Below are 18,355 nucleotides of genomic sequence, written 5' to 3' on the forward strand. Positions count from 1 at the left end.
GCAGGGGTGCGAATACCGGCCGGCACGGCTGCGATGGCATAGGCTGAAGTCGTTGACCACCCCATTCGGGGTCGATCCGCGATCGATGAAGGGATCTGCTGGTGACCGGCGACGCGTCCTCGATGCGCACCGCACTCACCCGCGCCGGACGGACGTTCCGGGCCAATCCCACCGCACCCCCGATCCGACAGGTTCTGGCCGACCGCCGCGAGCTGATGACCACCGCGCGGGAACGCGCCCAATCCCCCTTCGCCACCGTGCGCCACTACGCGGTGACCACACCGGGCAAACTCGTCCTGCTGTGCCTGGTGCTGGCCGTCGGCGCGACCATCACCGGCTGGTACGCGTCGACCGTGCTGGAGAATCGCACCCGGACGCTGCAGCAGATGATCGACCGCACCGAACCGCTGGCCGAGGCCGCCCAGATGCTCTACAGCTCGCTGTCCATCGCCGACGCCTCGGCGAATGCCGCCTTCATCTCCGGTGGACTCGAGTCGCCGGAACTGCGCGCCCGCTATTCCGACGCCCTCGCGACGGCCTCGTCGTCGCTGATCCTGGCGACCGGCACCTCAGGGGAACCCGATGCCGCCGACCCGACCCAGCAGGCCGTCGCCGCCGACCTCAACGTGCTCGCCACCACCATTCCGGTGTACAGCGGCCTGATCGAGACCGCGCGCACCAACAACCGGCTCGGCCATCCCGTCGGGTCCTCCTACCTCGGGCAGGCCTCGGCCCTGATGCAGAGCGACATCCTGCCCGCGGCGCAACGACTCTACGAACATCGGTCGATGGCCATCGCCGACCCGCAGCAGACGCTCACCCAGCCACCATGGGGGGTGTATGCCGCACTGTTCGCCCTGCTCGCCGTACTCATCCTGACCTCGCGATATCTGGCCCGCCGCACCCGGCGGCGATTCAACATCGGGCTCGTCGCGGCAATCATGGCAGTCACTCTCGGCACCCTCTGGCTACTGACCTCCGGTCTGACGTCGGTGGCCGCCACCACCGATGCCCGGACCGCGGGCGCCGACCCACTCCGCCAGCTGACCGCCGCCCGGATCCTCACCCAGCAAGCCCGCTCCGCGGAGACACTCGCACTGGTGCGGCGCGGTGATCAGGGAAATCTGGAACAGTCCTTCCGCCAGTCCACCGACTCGATCGCCTCGATCATCGCCGAGGTCCGCACGGCCGAAGATGCACGCACCACCGTGGGCGTGGACAAACTGGACCAGATATCGGCGGCGCTGGGCGAGTGGAAGACGACCGCAGCCAAAGTCCAGGGATATATCGAGGCCGGCGACTTCCGCACCGCACGCGTCACCACCGTCGGTGACCAGCCCAGTAGTTCAGCCGCCAGCTACGGGGCGGTCGATGCCGCCCTCATCGAGGCGATCACCACCGCCCGCGATTCCTTCCGCGACGACATCAACACCGCACAGCGCCTGCTCGGATTCACCGGGACGGGAATCCTGCTGCTCACCGTGTTCGCCGCCGTCGCGAGCGTCGGCGGGATGATCCCGCGCATCCGGGAGTACCGATGACCACACACGCACCCACCACCTCCGCGAGCCGCCGCCGCGCCGTCATGCTGTTCGTCCTGGTGGCGACCGTGCTGGTGGCCGCCGGATGCGTCCGCTTCCCCGCCCCCGAGAACAACCCGCCGACCGCGGCCGCCGTCGTCCCGACGCCGCCGGGGGTGGCCACCGACGTGCCGGTGGAAACGCCACCGAACGCGGAGACCTGCGATGCCACCGAGAGTCTGCGCCCACCCGCACAGATGCCGGTGCCCGGGCGGATGCCGCCACGATCGTCGATGGCCGACATCGTCGCCCACGGACGTCTCATCGTCGGACTCGACATCGGCTCCAACCTGTTCAGCTTCCGCGACCCGATCACCGGCGACATCCAGGGCTTCGACGTCGACCTGGCCCGGGAGATCACCCGCGCCATCTTCGGCGACCCCAATCGCGTCGAATTCCGGGTGCTGTCCTCGGCCGAGCGCATCGACGCACTGCGCGCCGCCGAGGTGGACGTCGTCGTCAAGACGATGAGCATCACCTGCGAGCGACGCCGACAGATCGCCTTCTCGGCGCCCTATTACATTGCTTCCCAACGTATTCTCGCGCTCCGCAACTCACCCATCCAGGGGCCGTCGCAGTTGGCGGGCCGAAACGTCTGCGCAGCCCGCGGCACCACCTCGATCGGACGTATCCAGTCGATCGAACCCCGCGCGCAGGTCGTCACGACCACCACCTGGGCCGACTGCCTGGTACTGCTGCAGCAGGGGCAGGTGGACGCGGTGACCACCGATGACGCGATCCTCGCCGGTCTGGCCGCGCAGGATCCGTGGGCGCAGGTCGTCGGCCCCAGCCTGGGCGAGGAGTACTACGGTGTGGGTATCCCGCCCGGAAAGGACGACATGGTCCGTTTCGTGAACGGCGTACTCGAACGGATTCGCAACGACGGCACCTGGTGGCGGATGTACGACCGATGGCTGTCGATCCTCGATTCCGGCTACGGCCCGCCACAAGTGATCTACCGGGACTGACCCAGATGACCAAACCCGAGCACACCGATCCCGCCGACCAGGCGAACGCCGCCGAGGACGCCGACCCGGACAGTCATATCGGTACGCAGCGCGTCTCCCTCGACGATCTGATGGGTCCCGACGGGGATGAGGCTGACGGGGAAAATGCCGATGGGGAAAATGCCGATGGGGACGTGGAGGTAGGCACCCAGGCGGCCGTGCCGTTCGTCGACGACGAACCCGACGACCCGAGCGCGGGCGACGGGAGCACCGACCGCGTACAGCGGTCGGGGTCCGCCGACAGCGACGGTGTCAGTTCCGGCAGGCAGATGCGCAGCAGGCTGGTCCCGCGTCGGCCGGCGGTCCACGAGCGCCGTCTCGGCAGCGGGCTGGTCGAGATGCCCAAGGTCGTCGACATCGAGCCCTATGACGCGGTCCTCGACGAACCGGTCATCGTCGAGCGCAAACGCGACTGCTGGAAATGCGGAAAACCGGTGGGCCGCAGCTCGGGTCCGGGTGCCGGCGATCTCACCGGGACGTGCCCACATTGCGGCGCCCGCTACTCCTTCGTCCCCGGGCTGGCCCCCGGCACACTCGTCGCCGGGCAGTACGAGATCGTGGGTGCGATCGCGCACGGCGGTCTGGGGTGGATCTATCTCGCCATCGATCGCAATGTGTCCGACCGCCCAGTCGTTCTCAAAGGTCTTCTGAATTCGTCTGATTCGGAGGCCCAGCAGGTCGCGGTGGCCGAGCGTCAGTTCCTCGCCTCGGTCAACCACCCGGGCATCGTCAAGATCTACAACTTCGTCGAGCACGTCAACGACGACGGCGCACGCTACGGGTACATCGTCATGGAGTACATCGGCGGACAGACCCTCAAGCAGATCACCTCCGACGGTGACCACGACGACCTGCTCTCGGTCGAGCAGGCGATGGCCTACATCCTCGAAGTCCTTCTCGCCGTGGGCTATCTGCACTCGGTGAATCTGATCTACAACGACGTCAAACCAGAGAACATCATGGTCGGCAGCGACGAGGTCAAACTCATCGACCTCGGCGCGGTGTCCCAGGTCAACGGCTTCGGCCACCTCTACGGAACGCCGGGCTTCCAGGCTCCGGAGATCGTGGAGACCGGCCCGCAGGTGGCCACCGACATCTACAGCATCGGCCGCACCCTCGCGGTACTGACGGTGCCTATGCCGATGCGCAAGGGCCGCTACGTCGACGGACTCCCGTCGGTCCGCGACACCCCCGTCTTCCGGGACAACCCGTCGTATCATCTTCTGCTGCAACGTGCCACGGCCACCGACCCGAAGGATCGGTTCTCCTCCGCCGAGGAGATGAGCGCCCAGGTTCTCAACGTGCTCCGAGAGACCGTGGCGGTGCACACCGGCGTCCCCCGGCCGTCGATGTCCACGGTGTTCACCCCACCCCGGTCGACCTTCGGCACCGAACTGATCCTCGCCCCCGTCGACGGCTTCTTCGATCCCGACCAGGCCGCTTTCTACGATCCGGCCGACATCGCCCACGCATTGCCAGTACCCCTGGTCAATCCGCGCGATCCCGCTGCGCGACTGCTGAACTCGGCAGCATTGTCCGATCCCCGACAAACCCTTGACTCGATCAACGCCGCCCGCGCCGAGGGTTTCATCTCCATCTTCGGCAGGCAGGTATCCGGTGGTCACCCCTCCCTGGAGATCGATCTGGCCGAGGCCCGCGCGCACCTCGAACTCGATGACGTCGACACCGCGATGGCGTTGCTGCGCGACATCTCGGTACACCACGGTGACTCGTGGCGCGTGCAGTGGTACATGGGTATCTGCGCACTCATGAACGGTGAACCCGAGCTGGGCTTCGAGCGGTTCGACGAGGTTCTCGGTGCGATGCCCGGGGAGGTCGGCCCCAAACTCGCGGTCGCCGGCACCGCCGAACTCATCGGCCGGTGGATCGCCACCGAACGAGGCGGCACACCCGCGTCGGAGTCGCGGATCGGCGAACTCTATGACATCGCCCAGCACCACTACCACGATCTGTGGCTCACCGACCATGCCATCGTCACCGCCGCCTTCGGGCTCGCCCGCCTCGCCGTGGCGTGCGGCCGATATGACGAAGCCGTTCTCCCGCTGGACGAGGTACCGGCCACCAGTAGGCATTTCAATACTGCGCGGGCCACCGCGATCATCGTGCTGGTGCACGGTCGGCCACCCGCGCAGGTGACCCGCGAACAGCTCGTCAAAGCGGCCAGGCGGTTGGAGCAGATCCCCGACAATGAGCCGCGTAAGGCGCGCATGCTGCTGATCGTGCTGGGCACCGCCCTCGGTTGGCTGCAGGACAATCCGGACGGCGGATCGGCTGCGGGCGAATCCGCCACGCTCCTCGGATTCCCGTTCACCGAGCAGGGCATCCGGACCGGCACGGAACGTTCACTGCGCCACCTCGCGCGCGCCACCCGCGTCAACCGGGATCACCGGTTCATGTTGGTCGACCTCGCGAATCTCGTACGCCCGCATACCTTGTTCTGAAATCCTCGGTTGACGCTACTGGCACCTCAGGGAGCCGTTTCGCCGGAGACGTCGGGCCTGGCGACCACCGCCACCGCCTGTCTCGCGATCGCCAGTTCCTCATTGGTCGGGACCACCAGCACAGCGACCGCGCTGTCGTCGGTAGAGATGCGGCGGGCCTGTTTGCTGCGCATGAGGTTACGGTCGTCGTCCACGTCGATCCCGTACCTCTGCAGGTCGCGCAGCGCGTCGGCACGCAGCTTCGCGGAATTCTCACCTATTCCCGCGGTGAAGGTGATGGCGTCGACCCGACCCAGGGTGATCAGGTAGGCGCCGATATAGCGGCGGAGGCGGTGAACATAGACGTCATAGGCCAGCGCGGCATGTTCGTCGCCGGCGGCGATGAGGTCGGCGACGGCCCGAAAGTCGTTCTCCCCGCACAGTCCTCGTAAACCTGATCGCTTGTTGAGTAGGGTGTCGATCTCGTCGACCCCCAGACCGGCGACCCGGTTGAGGTGCAGGACCAGCCCGGGATCGACGTCGCCGGTGCGGGTGCCCATGACCAGGCCCTCCAGAGGCGTCATCCCCATCGACGTATCCACCGGCCGGCCACCGGAGATCGCCGACGCCGACGCCCCGTTCCCCAGATGCAGCACGATCTGGTTGACGTCGTCATAGCCGCGACCGAGGAAGTCCGCGGCCCGCTGCGAGACGTACTCGTGACTCGTGCCGTGAAATCCGTAGCGGCGGATCGCATGTTCGGCGGCCAACTCGCGGTCGATCGCATAGGTGGCGGCCGCCTCGGGCAGTCCGTGGAAGAAGGCGGTGTCGAAGACCGCGACCGACGGCACCTCCGGCAACAGTTCGGCGGCTGCGCGGATACCGACGAGATTCGCCGGATTATGCAGTGGCGCAAGGGTGGAGATGCGGTCGATCTCGCTGATGACGAATGGGGCGATGAGGGTCGGCGCATAGAAGCTGCGCCCACCGTGCACCACCCGGTGCCCGACCGCGGCCAGCCCCGCCGACGCCAGGTCGATGCCGCCATCGGCGACGTAGCCCAGCGCGCATTCGATGGCCGCCTGATGGTCGGGCAGTGCGAGTTCGGCAGTGGTCTCCGCGCCGCCCTGCTCGTGGGTGATCGTCGAGAGTTCCTCGCCGATCCGTTCCACCAGCCCTTCCGCCCATACCTCGCCGCCCGCAGGCTGCACCAGCTGATACTTCAGCGACGACGACCCGGCGTTGATGACCAGGACCGACCCGGCGACACCCATCACTGCACCCCGCCGTCGGTCTGCGCCTGAATCGCGGTGATCGCCACCGTGTTCACGATGTCGGAGACCAGGGCACCCCGACTGAGATCGTTGATCGGTTTGTTCAGCCCCTGCAGCACCGGGCCGATCGCCACCGCACCGGCGCTGCGCTGCACCGCCTTGTAGGTGTTGTTGCCGGTATTGAGGTCGGGGAAGATCAGCACCGTCGCCCGGCCGGCCACCGCCGAGTCGGGCATCTTGGTCGCCGCGACGCTGGGTTCGACGGCAGCGTCGTACTGGATCGGCCCCTCCACCAGCACGTCCGGCTCGCGGCTGCGGACGAGTTCGGTTGCGACCCTGACCTTGTCGACGTCGGCACCCGAACCCGATGCGCCGGTCGAATAGGACAGCATCGCCACCCTCGGGTCGATGCCGAACTGGGCGGCGGTCTGTGCGGACGAGATCGCGATGTCGGCGAGTTGTTCGGCCGTCGGGTCGGGAACCACGGCGCAGTCGCCGTAGGCGAGTACCCGGTCGGCGAGACACATGAAGAACACACTCGAGACGGTGGACACCCCGGGCTTGGTCTTGATGATCTCGAAGGCGGGCCGGATGGTGTGTGCGGTGGTGTGCACCGCGCCCGAGACCATGCCGTCGGCGAGGCCGGTGTGCACCATCAGCGTGCCGAAATAGGAGACGTCGCGCACGATCTCGGCCGCCCGATCGATCGTCATCCCCCGGTGTTTACGCAATTCGGTGTACTGCTCGGCGAACTGTTCCAGATGCTCCGACGTCGTCGGGTCGATGATCGCGGCCCCATCGAGATCCAGGTCGAGTTCGGCGGCACGCGTGGTCACGGCAGCCGGGTCACCGAGCAGTGTCAGCTCGGCGACGTTGCGACGCAACAATCGTGCGGCGGCACGAAGGATCCGGTCGTCGTTGCCCTCGGGCAGCACGATGTGTTTGCGATCGGACCGCGCCCGGGCGCTGAGTCCGTATTCGAACATCTGTGGGGTGAGGACCGACGGGGTCCCGACATCGAGGACGCGGAGCACGGCGTCATGGTCGATGTACTCCTCGACCAGCGCCATCGCGGCGTCGATCTTGCGGGCCGAACCGGCCCCGAGCCGGCCGCGGGTGTGTGCCGCGGTCCGGGCGGTGTCGTAGGTTCCGTAGTCGCAGGTGATGATCGGCAGGGTCGGCTTGAGACCGCGAACCAACGCCTCGATCATCGGATGCGGCCGCAGACCACCGTTCAGAATGATCCCGGACAACCGCGGAAAGCCCTGCGCGGTATTGGCATTGACCAGAGCTAGCAGCACGTCGGAACGATCGGCGGGGGTGATCACCACCATCCCGTCGGTGAGCCGTTCCAGAATGTGTTCGGCGGTCATCCCGCCGACCATCACCGTCAACGCCTCACGGTCGAGCAGATCGGTGTCGCCGCTGTACATCTGGGCGCCGAGGGCCGACATCAGCTCGTCCATCGTCGGAGCCACCAGCAACGGCTGTTCGGGCAGACACCAGGTCGGCAACCCGATCTTCTCCAGTTCCTTACCGATGACGACCAGTTGATCGGGGTCGCAGCGGTTGGCCACCAGCGCCACCGTGCTCGCATGCGCGAGCGCGATCTCGGTCAGCAGGTTCTCGGCGAGCGCGTGGATCTCGACCGGACTCCGGTCAGCTGCCTTGAGCGCCAAGACGATCGGTGCGGACAGATTGGCGGCGATACGCGCGTTGTAGCTGAGCTCGCTGGGATTGCCGACGTCGGTGTAATCCGAGCCGATGATCACCACCCGGTCGCAGTGCTGTTCCACGGCGTGGAAGCGGTCGACGATCTCGGCGATCGCACCGTCGGGATCGTCGTGCACCTGCTCGTAGGTCACGCCGATACATTCCTCGTACGGGATGTCCACCGAGTCGTGTTCGATGAGGAGGTCGAGGATGTAGTCGCGTTCGCCGGTTGCCGCACGCGAGATCGGCCGGAACACCCCCACCCGCCCCCCGGTCGCCGACAACAGGGACAGCAGCCCCAGGGCGACGGTGGATTTGCCGGTGTCACCTTCGGCGGAGGCGATGTAGATCCCCTTCGACGCCGCGCTGTCTGCACCCATGATTGCCAGCCTAACGTCACTTGGGCGCCGAGTTCGGCGTCATCGCTATGAGGTGCACGACTCGCCGGCCCTCGGCCCGACGGTGCCGGCGGTGAGCCTAGAGCAGGATGCCCGGGTTGCAGATCCCGTCGGGATCGAGCGCCGTCTTGATGGCGGTCAGGATCTCGACGCCCAACGGCCCGATCTCGCCGTGGAAGGCGGTCCGATGGTCACGGCCCACGCCATGATGGTGGGTGATGGTCGCCCCGGTCGCCCGAATCGCGTCGGTAGCCGCTGATTTCGCCTGCGCCCAGGTGATCAGCGGATCGTCGCCGAGCGGGGCGACGACGGTGAAGTACAGCGACGCCCCCGAGTGGTACACGTGGCTGATGTGGCAGAGCACCGCAGGCGGCGCGCCCGCCGCGGTGAGCGTCTCGGTGAGTGCGGCGGTGACGGCCTGCTTCACCTGATGGAGCCGCGACCAGAAACACGCCGTTTCGAGCGTCTCCACCAAGACCCCGGAGGCGAGCATCGGATCACGCAGGTATGGGCCGCGGAACCGGCCCGTCCGCCAGGCCTCCCCGGGTTCGGCGCCCAGGGACTGCGCACCGGCGTCGCTGAAGACTGTGGCCGCCGCCGACTGGCGCCACCGGACATCAGCGGCCGCCCCCTCGAAACCCGCGACGACCAGACATCCGCCGGGATCGGCACCCAGCCGGGCGGGATCGGCGAGATTGAGCGCGGTCTCCACCTCGTCGGACAGCCGCAGCACGGTGGGCATCGGTCCGTCCTGCGCCAATCGGCGCAAGGCGTCGGCCCCGGCGTCGAAGTCGGGGAAGCGCCACCCCTCGAACACCCGCACCTGCGGCTGCCGGTGGATGCGCACCCGGACCTCGGTGATGATCCCGAACGCGCCCTCCGAACCCAGGACGACCTGCCGGAGGTCCGGTCCGGCCGCCGACTTCGGGGCCGTGCCGAGGGTCAGCAATCCGTCGCCGGTGGCAAGCGTCAGACCCTCGACCATGTCGTCGAATCGGCCGTATCCGGCCGAGGACTGCCCCGCGGAGCGGGTCGCCGCATAGCCGCCCAGCCCGGCACCGGCGTAGGACTGCGGGAAGTGCCCGAGCGTGTATCCGGCCGTACGCAGCAATTCCTCGGCCCGGGTGCCGCGGATGCCGGCCTGGAAGGTCGCGATCCGGGAGATCTCATCGATCTCGACCAGCGCGTCCATCCGGCGCAGATCGACGCTGACGACACCGACGAAACCGGCGCGGTCGGGGGTCAGACCACCGACCACCGAGGTGCCGCCGGTGAACGGCACGACAGCCAGTCGATGCCGAGCACAGGTGCGCAGCACGCCGACCACAGCGTCGGCGTCGGCCGGGTACACCACCGCATCCGGGGCGTCGGAGGCGTCGCCGGCTAGCAGCCGCAGCAGGTCGGGGGTGGAATAGCCACGGGTGTGGTCGACCCGCCCGTCGTCCTCGACATCGATGCCATCGGGACCGACGACGGCGACCAGCGCCGCCCGTGCGGCCTCGGTGAGCGCGGCTGCCGGCAGCACCGCTGCGCGCGGCGATGCCCCTTCTGTCACGAATTGCGAGGCCGCGGAGGGCATTTCGATTCCAGCGTCGGGATCGCCCCAGCGTGGCCGGTGCATCTGCACGGTCGCCAGTGCGGTCTCGTCCACGGATTCGGTCATCGCCGCTACGGCTGTTTCACGATGGCACGGACCACCAGGTCGGCAATCTGTTCGTCGGTGAGCGAACTGTCGGGGATCAGCATCAGCGAATAGATGGTGCGCACCAGGAACTCCGCTGCGCCACGCGGATTCGGGATCAGGTCGGCACCGATCTGCGGCTCGATGTCGGGCAGGGTCTGGTTGACGATCTGGTGGATCAGCGTCGTCCCCGCCGCATCCTCGGTCGCGACGAGGGCGCTGACCACCTCCTCGGGCTCCTTGCGGAGTACGTACTGCAATGCCTCGTGTTCTCGGATGTAGGGCAGCACGTTGACCACCTGGGCGCGCACCTTGCCGGCCGCATCGGTCTCGGTATCCGACCATTCGCGCAGCTTGACGCGGAGAACCGAGACCTCGCGTTCGACGATCGCGGCGACCAGCGCGTCCCGCCCGCCGAACATGCGGTAGGCCGTCGCGCGCGCCACGCCGGCGTGCCGGGCCACCGATGTGAGACTCAGGGCCTTGGCCCCAAAGCGGGACACCATCCCGACGCCGACATCCACCAACCGGTCACGATCCATGGTCAAACGGTATCCAACCGCTGCTCACCGAAATGATGGCGCCGTCACGAGGACGGGGTGGTCGTCGTGCTACCGGCCGTCGCCCTGGCCCGTGTTGTGGTGGTCGTGGTTGTCGGATTCATCGTGCTCGTCTCGGTGAGTTGGGTTTCGGTGGGCTGGGTTTCGGTCCGGGTGCTGGGCTGGGTCGTCGGCGAGGGGCCCGACCGCTTCGTGGTCGATGTTGTCGGCACGGTCCGCCAGCTGGTTCGCGTCACGGTGGCCGTCGGCCCCTCCGCACGCACGGTCAGGCTCGTCTGCCGGGACACCTCGGGGTTCCCGGATGTCTGACTGCGACAGTTCAGCAGGAACGTCGTTGGCACGCGGGTGATCCCGGCAGAGACCGTCCCGCTGCCACCCGACGCCAGCGTCGTCGAGTCGACCGGATCGTCGGCACCGGCACGGATGAGGTCGCAACGCACCGGTGTGCTGCGAATACCATTGTTGCGCAGACGAATCGTGACCCGATAGCCGTCGATGGCATAACCGCAGCTGGGCGTCGGGCCGGTCCCACGGAAGTTCCCACAGGCCTGCGATCGCGTTGATGGTGCGGCGTCGGTGGACGAGATCCCCACCGCGCCGATGGTCGCCGCCCCACCGGCGACGAGCGCCGTGGCCACGACGATCGCTCGGACGGCGGTACGCATGGGGCTCCATTCGGCGGGTAGTGCATTCGGCGGTGCTGCGATGCGCGGTCAGCCCCCGGGCCGCACATGGACGCGTTCGACAATACGCGCGGCGGCGGGACGCCGCACCGGCATCGGCAGCAACCCGCGCGCCACGACGACCCCGCCCAGACACAGCACACCGCCGATCACCCCGGCGATCGTCGGCAGCTCACCGAGCAGCAGCCAGGACAGCAGGACGACGATGGCCGGTACGACCAGCGTGGTCGCCGCCATCGCGCTCGCCCGGGTCCGGGCGAGGGCATACGCCCAGGTGGTGAAGGCGATGGCGGTCGGCCCGATACCGAGATAGAAGACCGCGACCAGTGCGCCACCATCGGCGTCGGCGAGTTCGGCGATCGCCTGCGGCGCGAACGGCAACGTCGCAACGAGGCCGGCGAGGGCGCCGAGCCAGGTCGCCGTGAGGGCATCGACGCCGGTCAGGGCGAACTTCTGCAACAACACCCCGGTCGCGTACAGCACCGCGGCGGCCAGCCCCAGTCCGACGCCCAGCCAGTCCGCATCCAGCCCGCCGCCCCCATCTCCACCGCCACCGGCGACGGCGATCACCGCGACACCCGCGAAACCGATCGCCATACCGACGACCAGCGGCCGCGGGAAGCCGTCGCCGAGGAACAGTCCGGCGAAGATCGCCACCAGCAAGGGCGCGACGTTGACGAGCAGCGCCGACGTCCCCGCATCGAGATGCCGCTCGGCCCAGTTCAGCAACACCGTGTACCCGGCGAACCACGCCACCCCGTACCCGGCGACGAGACCGATGGTCCCGCCGCGGGGCAAGCGGTCGACGATCGGCCGATGGTCGCGCAACCGCACCGCCACGACGATCACCGTCAACACGATCACCGCGGCGAACAGTCGAAGGAAGGCCATCGCACCCGGCGAGAACACATCCGCCAGCGCCCGGATCGCGACGAAGGCCGACGCCCACAGCACGACGGTGACCGTGGCGGCGATCGCGGGCAGGCGCGGTGCGAGACCGGTCGAAGCCGGCACGGAAAGGGTCATGCGGCCATCGTGCCGGAGGAATCAATGAAACACAATTGAATATTACTGCGCTATTCATAAGTTCAGCTGTACATTTGGGTCATGGTGGACGTACATCGGCTCCGGATTCTGCGGGCGGTGATCGGCGAGGGTTCGGTCGGCGGTGCCGCCGCAGCACTCGGTTACACGCCCTCGGCGGTCAGCCAGCAGATCGCGGCGTTGCAGCGGGAGACCAGACTGACCCTGATCGAGCGGGACGGCCGGGGCATCGTACCCACCGAGGCGGGGAGCACACTGGCGGCCGAGGCCGCCGCGGTTTTCGACCAGATCGCCCACCTCGACGGACTGATCGCCGAACTACGCGACGGCCGGGTCGGGCAGCTCCGGATCGCCTACTTCGCGTCGGCCGGCGCGACGTGGATCCCGCCGATCGTCGCCGCGATCCACCGCGAGTTCCCCGCCGTCCGCCTCGACCTGCGGCTCATCGAATTGATGGGCGCCGACGCCGGACGGTCCGCCGACATCGAGATCTACGTCGACCAGCACGGCGACGGGCGAGCGAGCGCGCCCGACCCCGATGGCTTCACCGGCCACCCACTCACGGTCGAGCCGTATCTGGCTGTGGTGCCCCGTGATTCGCACTGGGCGGATCATTCCGCGATCGGACTCCGTGAGCTGGGCGAGGTTCCGTGGGTAGACAACGACGTCGCTCGCGGTCCCTGCCGGCAGGCCCTCCTCGAGGCATGTACCGCCACCGGCTTCACCCCGGATTTCCGGGTCGAGACCCAGGATTACCCGACCGCGATCCGATTCGTTGCAGCCGGCGTCGGCCTCACCGTGATCCCCCGACTCGGAACCCTCGACCTACCCCCCGGCGTGGTCGCGATACCCATCGTCGACCCGACGCCGACCCGCGCGATCCGGGTCCGGGTGCGCAACAGTTCGGCGGACTACCCCGCCGTCGCGCGCGTACTGGAGATGCTGACCGACGCGGTCGAGGCCGAAACGTAGTACGCACCCACGGAATTCGCGGGTGCGCACGACCGATTCCGCTCAGACGGTCAGCTTGCGCAACCGGGGTGCGAGATCTCGCGCGAAGTTGTCCAGGAATCGGCGCTGATCGTGACCGGGGGCATGGAAGACCAGGTGATTGAGCCCGGCGTCGGTGTAGAACTTCACCCGCTCGACGGCCTCGTCCGGGTCGGACGCCACGATCCAGCGTTTGGCCACCTGCTCGATCGGCAGTTCGTCGGCCAGTCGTTCCATCTCGGTGGACGAGTTGACGCTGTGCTTCTGCTCCGGCGTCAGCGACAGCGGCGCCCAGAACCGCGTATTCTCCAGCGCCAGTTCAGGATCGGGATCATAGGAGATCTTGATCTCGATCATCCGGTCGATCGCGTCGAAGTCACGGCCCGCCTTGTCCGCCCCCTCCTTGACCGCCGGGATCAGCTTCTCCTGGTAGAGCTCGGCACCCTTGCCGGAGGTGCAGATGAAGCCGTCGCCCGCACGGCCCGCATAGCGCGCGACGACCGGACCACCGGCGGCGACGTAGACCGGCACAGGCTGCTCGGGGATGTCATACATGTAGGCGCCCTGGGTCTGGTAGTACTCGCCCTGGAAATCGACCTGCTCGCCGGTCCACAGTTCCCGCATCAGCGCGATCGCCTCACGCAGCCGCGCGAATCGCTCCTTGAACTCCGGCCATTCGCCGGTGAAGCCGGTGGCGTACTCGTTGAGCGCCTCACCCGTCCCGACGCCGAGCATGATGCGCCCGGGGTACAGGCAGGCCATCGACGCGAAGGCCTGCGCGATGACTGCGGGGTTGTAGCGGAAGGTCGGGGTCATCACCGAGGTGCCGATCTGCACGCGTTCGGTGCGTTCACCGACGGCCGCCATCCACGCCAGCGAAAAGGGTGCGTGGCCGCCGTTGTGTCGCCACGGCTGGAAGTGATCGCTGACCGCGACCGAATCCAGCCCGGCCGCCTCGGCGGCGACCGCGATCTCCACGAGCTCGCGCGGATCGAACTGTTCGGCCGACGCCTTGAAACCGAGTTTGAGTTGCTGTGCCACCCTGCCACCTCACTTCTGTGCTGTGTTCGCCTGTGGCCCGTGGTCGGACACCTCGTCGTGTGCACCGTCGGACCGCTGGATTCAACTTAACCAGGCGGGCATCGACCGCCCGTGATGGGGACCACAGACCGCCAGCCGCCCACGACTGGACCTCAAGTTAACTTGAAGTTCTATCGTGGCGTCATGAGCATGGAATCGGTCGCGTGGGACGCGATGTACAAGTCGATGAACGCGCCGTCGAGCCGTCGACTGCGCGGTGACCGGCGCACCACCCTGCGGCGCATCGGGACATTCGCCCGACCACACCGGCGCCAGATCGCGATCTTCCTGCTGCTGTCGGTGTTCACCGCCCTGCTGACCGTCGTCACACCACTGCTCGCCGGGCGGGTCGTCAACCTGATCACCGCAGGCGACGACGGCGGCCTCATCGTCGGGCTGGCCGTCCTCATCGCGGTCATCGCGGTCATCGAAGCGGTGGTCGGGATCGGAATCCGCTGGTTGTCGGCGAATATCGGCGAGGGGCTGATCCTCGACCTGCGACGCGCCGTCTTCGACCACGTCCAGCAGATGCCGGTCGCCTTCTTCACCCGCACCCGCACCGGGGCACTGGTCAGCCGGCTCAACAACGACGTGATCGGTGCACAACGGGCCTTCAGCGACACCCTGTCCGGCGTGGTCGCCAACGTCGTCACCCTCGCCCTGACCCTCGGCGTGATGATCGCGATCAGCTGGCAGATCACCCTGCTGGCCCTGATCCTGCTACCCATCTTCGTGGTCCCGGCCCGCCGCATGGGCCGTCGAATGGCCGCGCTGTCCCGGGAGGCCGCCGAACACAACGCCCGCATGTCGACCCAGATGACCGAACGGTTCTCCGCACCCGGCGCCACCCTGGTCAAACTGTTCGGTCGCCCCGACCTCGAATCCGCCGAGTTCGCCGGCCGCGCCGATCGCGTCCGCGACATCGGGGTGCGACGCGCGATGCTGCAGTCGATGTTCATGACCGCACTGACCCTGGTGTCCGCCTTGGCGCTCGCACTCGTCTACGGACTCGGCGGCTGGCTCGCCGTCCACCAGCATCTGTCCGCCGGCGCCGTCGTCTCGCTCGCCCTGCTACTGACCCGCATGTACGCACCCCTGACCGCACTGGCCAACGCACGCGTCGAGGTCATGAGCGCGCTGGTCAGCTTCGAGCGCGTCTTCGAGGTGCTCGACCTGGAACCCCTGGTCGCGCAGGCCCCCGACGCGATCGCCGTACCCGGCACCGAGATGACCGCGATCGCCCCGGTGTCGGTACGCCTGCACGACGTCTCCTTCGCCTACCCACCGGCCGACAAGGTCTCCCTCGCCTCGCTGGAAGAGGTTGCACAACTGGACAACCGGGGCGGCGACCCGGTGCTGCACCACATCGACCTCGACGTGGCACCCGGACGGATGCTGGCGCTGGTCGGCTCATCGGGGGCGGGTAAGTCGACGATCGCGAGCCTGGTCACCCGGCTCTACGACGTCGATTCGGGTGCCGTCCTCCTCAACGGGATCGACGTCCGTGATCTGCGCCTGGACTCACTGCACCGCACGGTCAGCCTGGTCACCCAGGACGGACATCTCTTCCACGACACCATCCGCGCCAACCTCACCCTGGCCCGACCCGAGGCAGGCGAGGACGAACTCTGGGAGGCACTGCGACGAGCCCGCCTCGACGCACTCGTCGCAGGCCTACCCGCGGGACTGGACACCGTGGTCGGCGAACGCGGCTATCGGCTCTCCGGCGGTGAACGCCAGCGCATGACGATCGCCCGGCTGCTCCTGGCCAAACCGTCGGTGGTCATCCTCGACGAGGCGACCGCGCACCTGGACTCGACGTCGGAGGCGGCCGTGCAGGAGGCCCTCGGCGAAGCTCTCGCCGGTCGCACCTCGATCGTCATCGCGCACCGGCTGTCGACGATCCGGGCGGCCGACGAGATCGCCGTCCTCGAAGGCGGCCGGGTCGTCGAACGCGGGAACCATCCGACCCTGCTGGCCCGCGGCGGGCGATACGCCGAGCTCTACCGGACGCAGTTCGCCGACGAGCCAGGTGTCGGGGATGCGACCGACGGGGATGAGCTCACGGCCTAGTCGCGTCGGCCCGTACGTGCCGCTGCGGCAGCCGACCCCGCGAGCGGGAAGATCCGCGGGCAGCGGAGCGTCAGTCGTCGTCGAGGTCGTCGAGGGGATCGATCAAGCCGCGCCGCTTGGCACCCGGTTCCGGGAGCGGTGTCAGCTTCCGACGGCGGAACTGCAGGTAGATCATGCCGATGTTGACGGCGATGATGGCCAGGCCGATCGCCACCCACACCCACTTGCCGTCCTGCCACCAGGTGAAGGTCAGCGCACCGACACAGACCATCAGGATGATGGCCCCGACGATGGTCATACCGCTCGCGTAGCCCTGGGCGTTCCGCTGATATTGGTGGTACGTCATCGCCCACACTTCCTCTCGTTCACACCTGCACGACGATCGCCACCGCAACCGCGACCGCCACCACCACTATCGCAGCGACGAGGTACATCACCTGCGACGGCCCCGGGATGGGTCCGCCGCGTTCGAGTGCGGCCAGCGTCCGGCGCCAGCGCACCGCCCCGGTGATCGCGACCGCGCAGCCGAGCGCCACCATCACCAGCCCCAGCGACGTCTCGATCAGTGAGCTGGTGACGTCCGGGGCGATGTAGACGATGGCGACGCCACCGGCCAGGAAGCCCAGCGACGTCCGGATCCAGGCCAGCATCGTGCGTTCGGCGGCGAGGGTGAAACGTGCGTCGACCGCCCCGGGTATCGGCTCGGGGGTGTCATTCGTGCGGGGGCGATCAGCCTGCCCGCTGGTCCGGTCGGTCGTCAGCAGTCTTGCCCTCTCGGATCGCATCGGCGACGAAGGTGGCCGTCACCTCGATCGCATGCAGCGTCTCCGGATGATGCGCGACCAGCATGGGGAACGCGTGCACCTGCCAAGCGTAGCTGTGTGCCTCGGCCCGCACGCCGTCCTCGTCAAGGCTTTCCACCAGTTCGATCACATCGGGTTCGAGCATCTCGTTCTCGGCGGTGATCATCACGGTCGGCGGGAAGGCCGTGGCCGCGACGTCGCGGATCGCGCGGGCACCCACGAGCGGGATCGGACCCGAATCCAGGTGGGGTGCGAGGCGGCGCATCGTCGACTTCGGCAGGTAAGCGTCCGAGCGGCTCGACCGATCCGGGTGTGCGGCGAGATCGATGTCCAGCAGCGGGGAGAATCCGACGAGGGCCGCGGGCCGGGGCAGCCCCAGCGCCGCCGCCTGTTCGACGACCTTGGCGGCCAGGAACCCGCCCGCCGAATCGCCGGCGACGACGACCCGGCGGAAACCGCGTGCGGTCACCAGTTCCACATAGGCGGCGACGGCGTCGGCGACCGAGGTCCCCACCCCGGCGGCCGGCAACTGCCGGTACTCCAGGGAGAACACCGGCAACGCGACGGCACGGGCGAAGCGGGCCGCCACCGAACGATGAGTACCGAGACCGCAGACCACGAAGGCGCCGCCGTGCAGATAGAGCACCGCGGTGTCGGCATCCCGACCGGACGGTCCCGACGGGGTGATCAGCTCGGCCCGTCGGCCACCGAGGGTGAGCGACTCACGGACCACGCCGCGGGGTTTGGGACCGACCGCCGCGGCCCGATCCACCAGATACAGCCCGGACATACCGGTCTTCGTCATCGGCCACAGGGTCAGCACCGGCTTGAGTAGGACCCGGCTCGCAGCCCACAGTGCGTAGGACCGGCGACTCGGTCGGCGATGATTCACGATCGGCATGAACATTCCCTCCCACGAATATGTCCGCAGCGCGAACGTACACGGCCGGCCCTGGGCCGGGACCGACCGACACCCACCGCCATCGGGATGGTTCGATCGCGGTACGACCCACCACGAGAGACCTGTG

15 protein-coding genes are annotated in these 18,355 nt (G+C 68.0%); 5 read left to right on the top strand and 10 right to left on the bottom strand.

Features of this window, described 5'->3' with window-relative positions:
* Positions 1 to 101: 101 nt before the first annotated feature.
* From QSJ18_RS16710 to QSJ18_RS16720, 3 genes are read left to right on the top strand one after another with little or no spacing between them, the layout of a single operon-like run.
* On the top strand, positions 102 to 1,541 hold the full coding sequence (locus tag QSJ18_RS16710) for a hypothetical protein (RefSeq protein ID WP_286327733.1): 1,440 nt from the start codon (positions 102 to 104) through the stop codon (positions 1,539 to 1,541).
* The gene (locus QSJ18_RS16715) at positions 1,538 to 2,548 is read left to right on the top strand and encodes a glutamate ABC transporter substrate-binding protein (protein ID WP_286327734.1); all 1,011 of its coding nucleotides are present in this window, start codon (positions 1,538 to 1,540) and stop codon (positions 2,546 to 2,548) included. Before QSJ18_RS16710 ends, QSJ18_RS16715 begins: the two co-directional genes overlap by 4 nt.
* A 5-nt stretch (positions 2,549 to 2,553) precedes the next feature.
* Positions 2,554 to 5,049: a serine/threonine-protein kinase gene (locus QSJ18_RS16720; protein ID WP_286327735.1), complete on the top strand. Its 2,496-nt coding sequence runs from the start codon at positions 2,554 to 2,556 to the stop codon at positions 5,047 to 5,049.
* A 26-nt stretch (positions 5,050 to 5,075) separates the two neighbouring features.
* Here QSJ18_RS16720 and QSJ18_RS16725 read toward each other — a convergent pair whose 3' ends face one another.
* The 6 genes from QSJ18_RS16725 to QSJ18_RS16750 all read right to left on the bottom strand — a co-directional run bounded on the left by QSJ18_RS16725 (position 5,076) and on the right by QSJ18_RS16750 (position 12,363).
* Positions 5,076 to 6,302: an acetate kinase gene (locus tag QSJ18_RS16725; protein ID WP_286327736.1), complete on the bottom strand. Its 1,227-nt coding sequence runs from the start codon at positions 6,300 to 6,302 to the stop codon at positions 5,076 to 5,078.
* Entirely contained in the window at positions 6,302 to 8,395 is a 2,094-nt protein-coding gene (pta, locus tag QSJ18_RS16730) for a phosphate acetyltransferase (protein ID WP_286327737.1), read from the bottom strand. Before pta ends, QSJ18_RS16725 begins: the two co-directional genes overlap by 1 nt.
* Before the next feature lie 97 nt (positions 8,396 to 8,492).
* Positions 8,493 to 10,076, bottom strand: a complete 1,584-nt coding sequence (locus tag QSJ18_RS16735; protein WP_286327738.1) for an FAD-binding oxidoreductase — start codon at positions 10,074 to 10,076, stop codon at positions 8,493 to 8,495.
* Positions 10,077 to 10,081: 5 nt separating this feature from the next.
* Positions 10,082 to 10,636 (bottom strand): TetR/AcrR family transcriptional regulator, encoded by a 555-nt coding sequence (locus QSJ18_RS16740; RefSeq protein ID WP_286327739.1) that lies wholly within the window; start codon positions 10,634 to 10,636, stop codon positions 10,082 to 10,084.
* A 44-nt stretch (positions 10,637 to 10,680) separates the two neighbouring features.
* Positions 10,681 to 11,319, bottom strand: coding sequence for a hypothetical protein (locus QSJ18_RS16745; RefSeq protein ID WP_286327740.1), 639 nt, complete (start codon positions 11,317 to 11,319; stop codon positions 10,681 to 10,683).
* Between the two features lie 48 nt (positions 11,320 to 11,367).
* A complete protein-coding gene (locus tag QSJ18_RS16750) occupies positions 11,368 to 12,363 on the bottom strand; it encodes a DMT family transporter (protein WP_286327741.1) in 996 nt (331 codons plus the stop codon).
* A gap of 81 nt (positions 12,364 to 12,444) precedes the next feature.
* Here QSJ18_RS16750 and QSJ18_RS16755 point away from each other — a divergent pair, with 81 nt between their 5' ends.
* Positions 12,445 to 13,353 carry a LysR family transcriptional regulator gene (locus tag QSJ18_RS16755; RefSeq protein WP_286327742.1) on the top strand — a complete coding sequence of 303 codons (909 nt, stop codon included), beginning with the start codon at positions 12,445 to 12,447 and terminating at the stop codon, positions 13,351 to 13,353.
* 42 nt (positions 13,354 to 13,395) lie between these two features.
* Here QSJ18_RS16755 and fgd read toward each other — a convergent pair whose 3' ends face one another.
* Entirely contained in the window at positions 13,396 to 14,412 is a 1,017-nt protein-coding gene (fgd, locus tag QSJ18_RS16760; RefSeq protein ID WP_286327743.1) for a glucose-6-phosphate dehydrogenase (coenzyme-F420), read from the bottom strand.
* Positions 14,413 to 14,595: 183 nt separating this feature from the next.
* On the opposite strand from fgd, the gene QSJ18_RS16765 reads away from it, so the two are divergent.
* Positions 14,596 to 16,524 carry an ABC transporter ATP-binding protein gene (locus tag QSJ18_RS16765; protein WP_286327744.1) on the top strand — a complete coding sequence of 643 codons (1,929 nt, stop codon included), beginning with the start codon at positions 14,596 to 14,598 and terminating at the stop codon, positions 16,522 to 16,524.
* Between the two features lie 70 nt (positions 16,525 to 16,594).
* On the opposite strand, the gene QSJ18_RS16770 is transcribed toward QSJ18_RS16765, so the two are convergent.
* The 3 genes from QSJ18_RS16770 to QSJ18_RS16780 are packed head-to-tail and all read right to left on the bottom strand — an operon-like array spanning position 16,595 to position 18,228.
* Positions 16,595 to 16,870, bottom strand: coding sequence for a hypothetical protein (locus tag QSJ18_RS16770; protein WP_286327745.1), 276 nt, complete (start codon positions 16,868 to 16,870; stop codon positions 16,595 to 16,597).
* 19 nt (positions 16,871 to 16,889) lie between these two features.
* Positions 16,890 to 17,309 (bottom strand): YidH family protein, encoded by a 420-nt coding sequence (locus QSJ18_RS16775; RefSeq protein ID WP_286327746.1) that lies wholly within the window; start codon positions 17,307 to 17,309, stop codon positions 16,890 to 16,892.
* Entirely contained in the window at positions 17,254 to 18,228 is a 975-nt protein-coding gene (locus tag QSJ18_RS16780) for an alpha/beta hydrolase (protein ID WP_286327747.1), read from the bottom strand. The genes QSJ18_RS16775 and QSJ18_RS16780 overlap by 56 nt, the downstream gene beginning before the upstream one ends.
* Positions 18,229 to 18,355 lie beyond the last annotated feature (127 nt).

This window comes from Gordonia heveisoli (genome assembly GCF_030315745.1).
Classification (GTDB): Bacteria; Actinomycetota; Actinomycetes; order Mycobacteriales; family Mycobacteriaceae; genus Gordonia.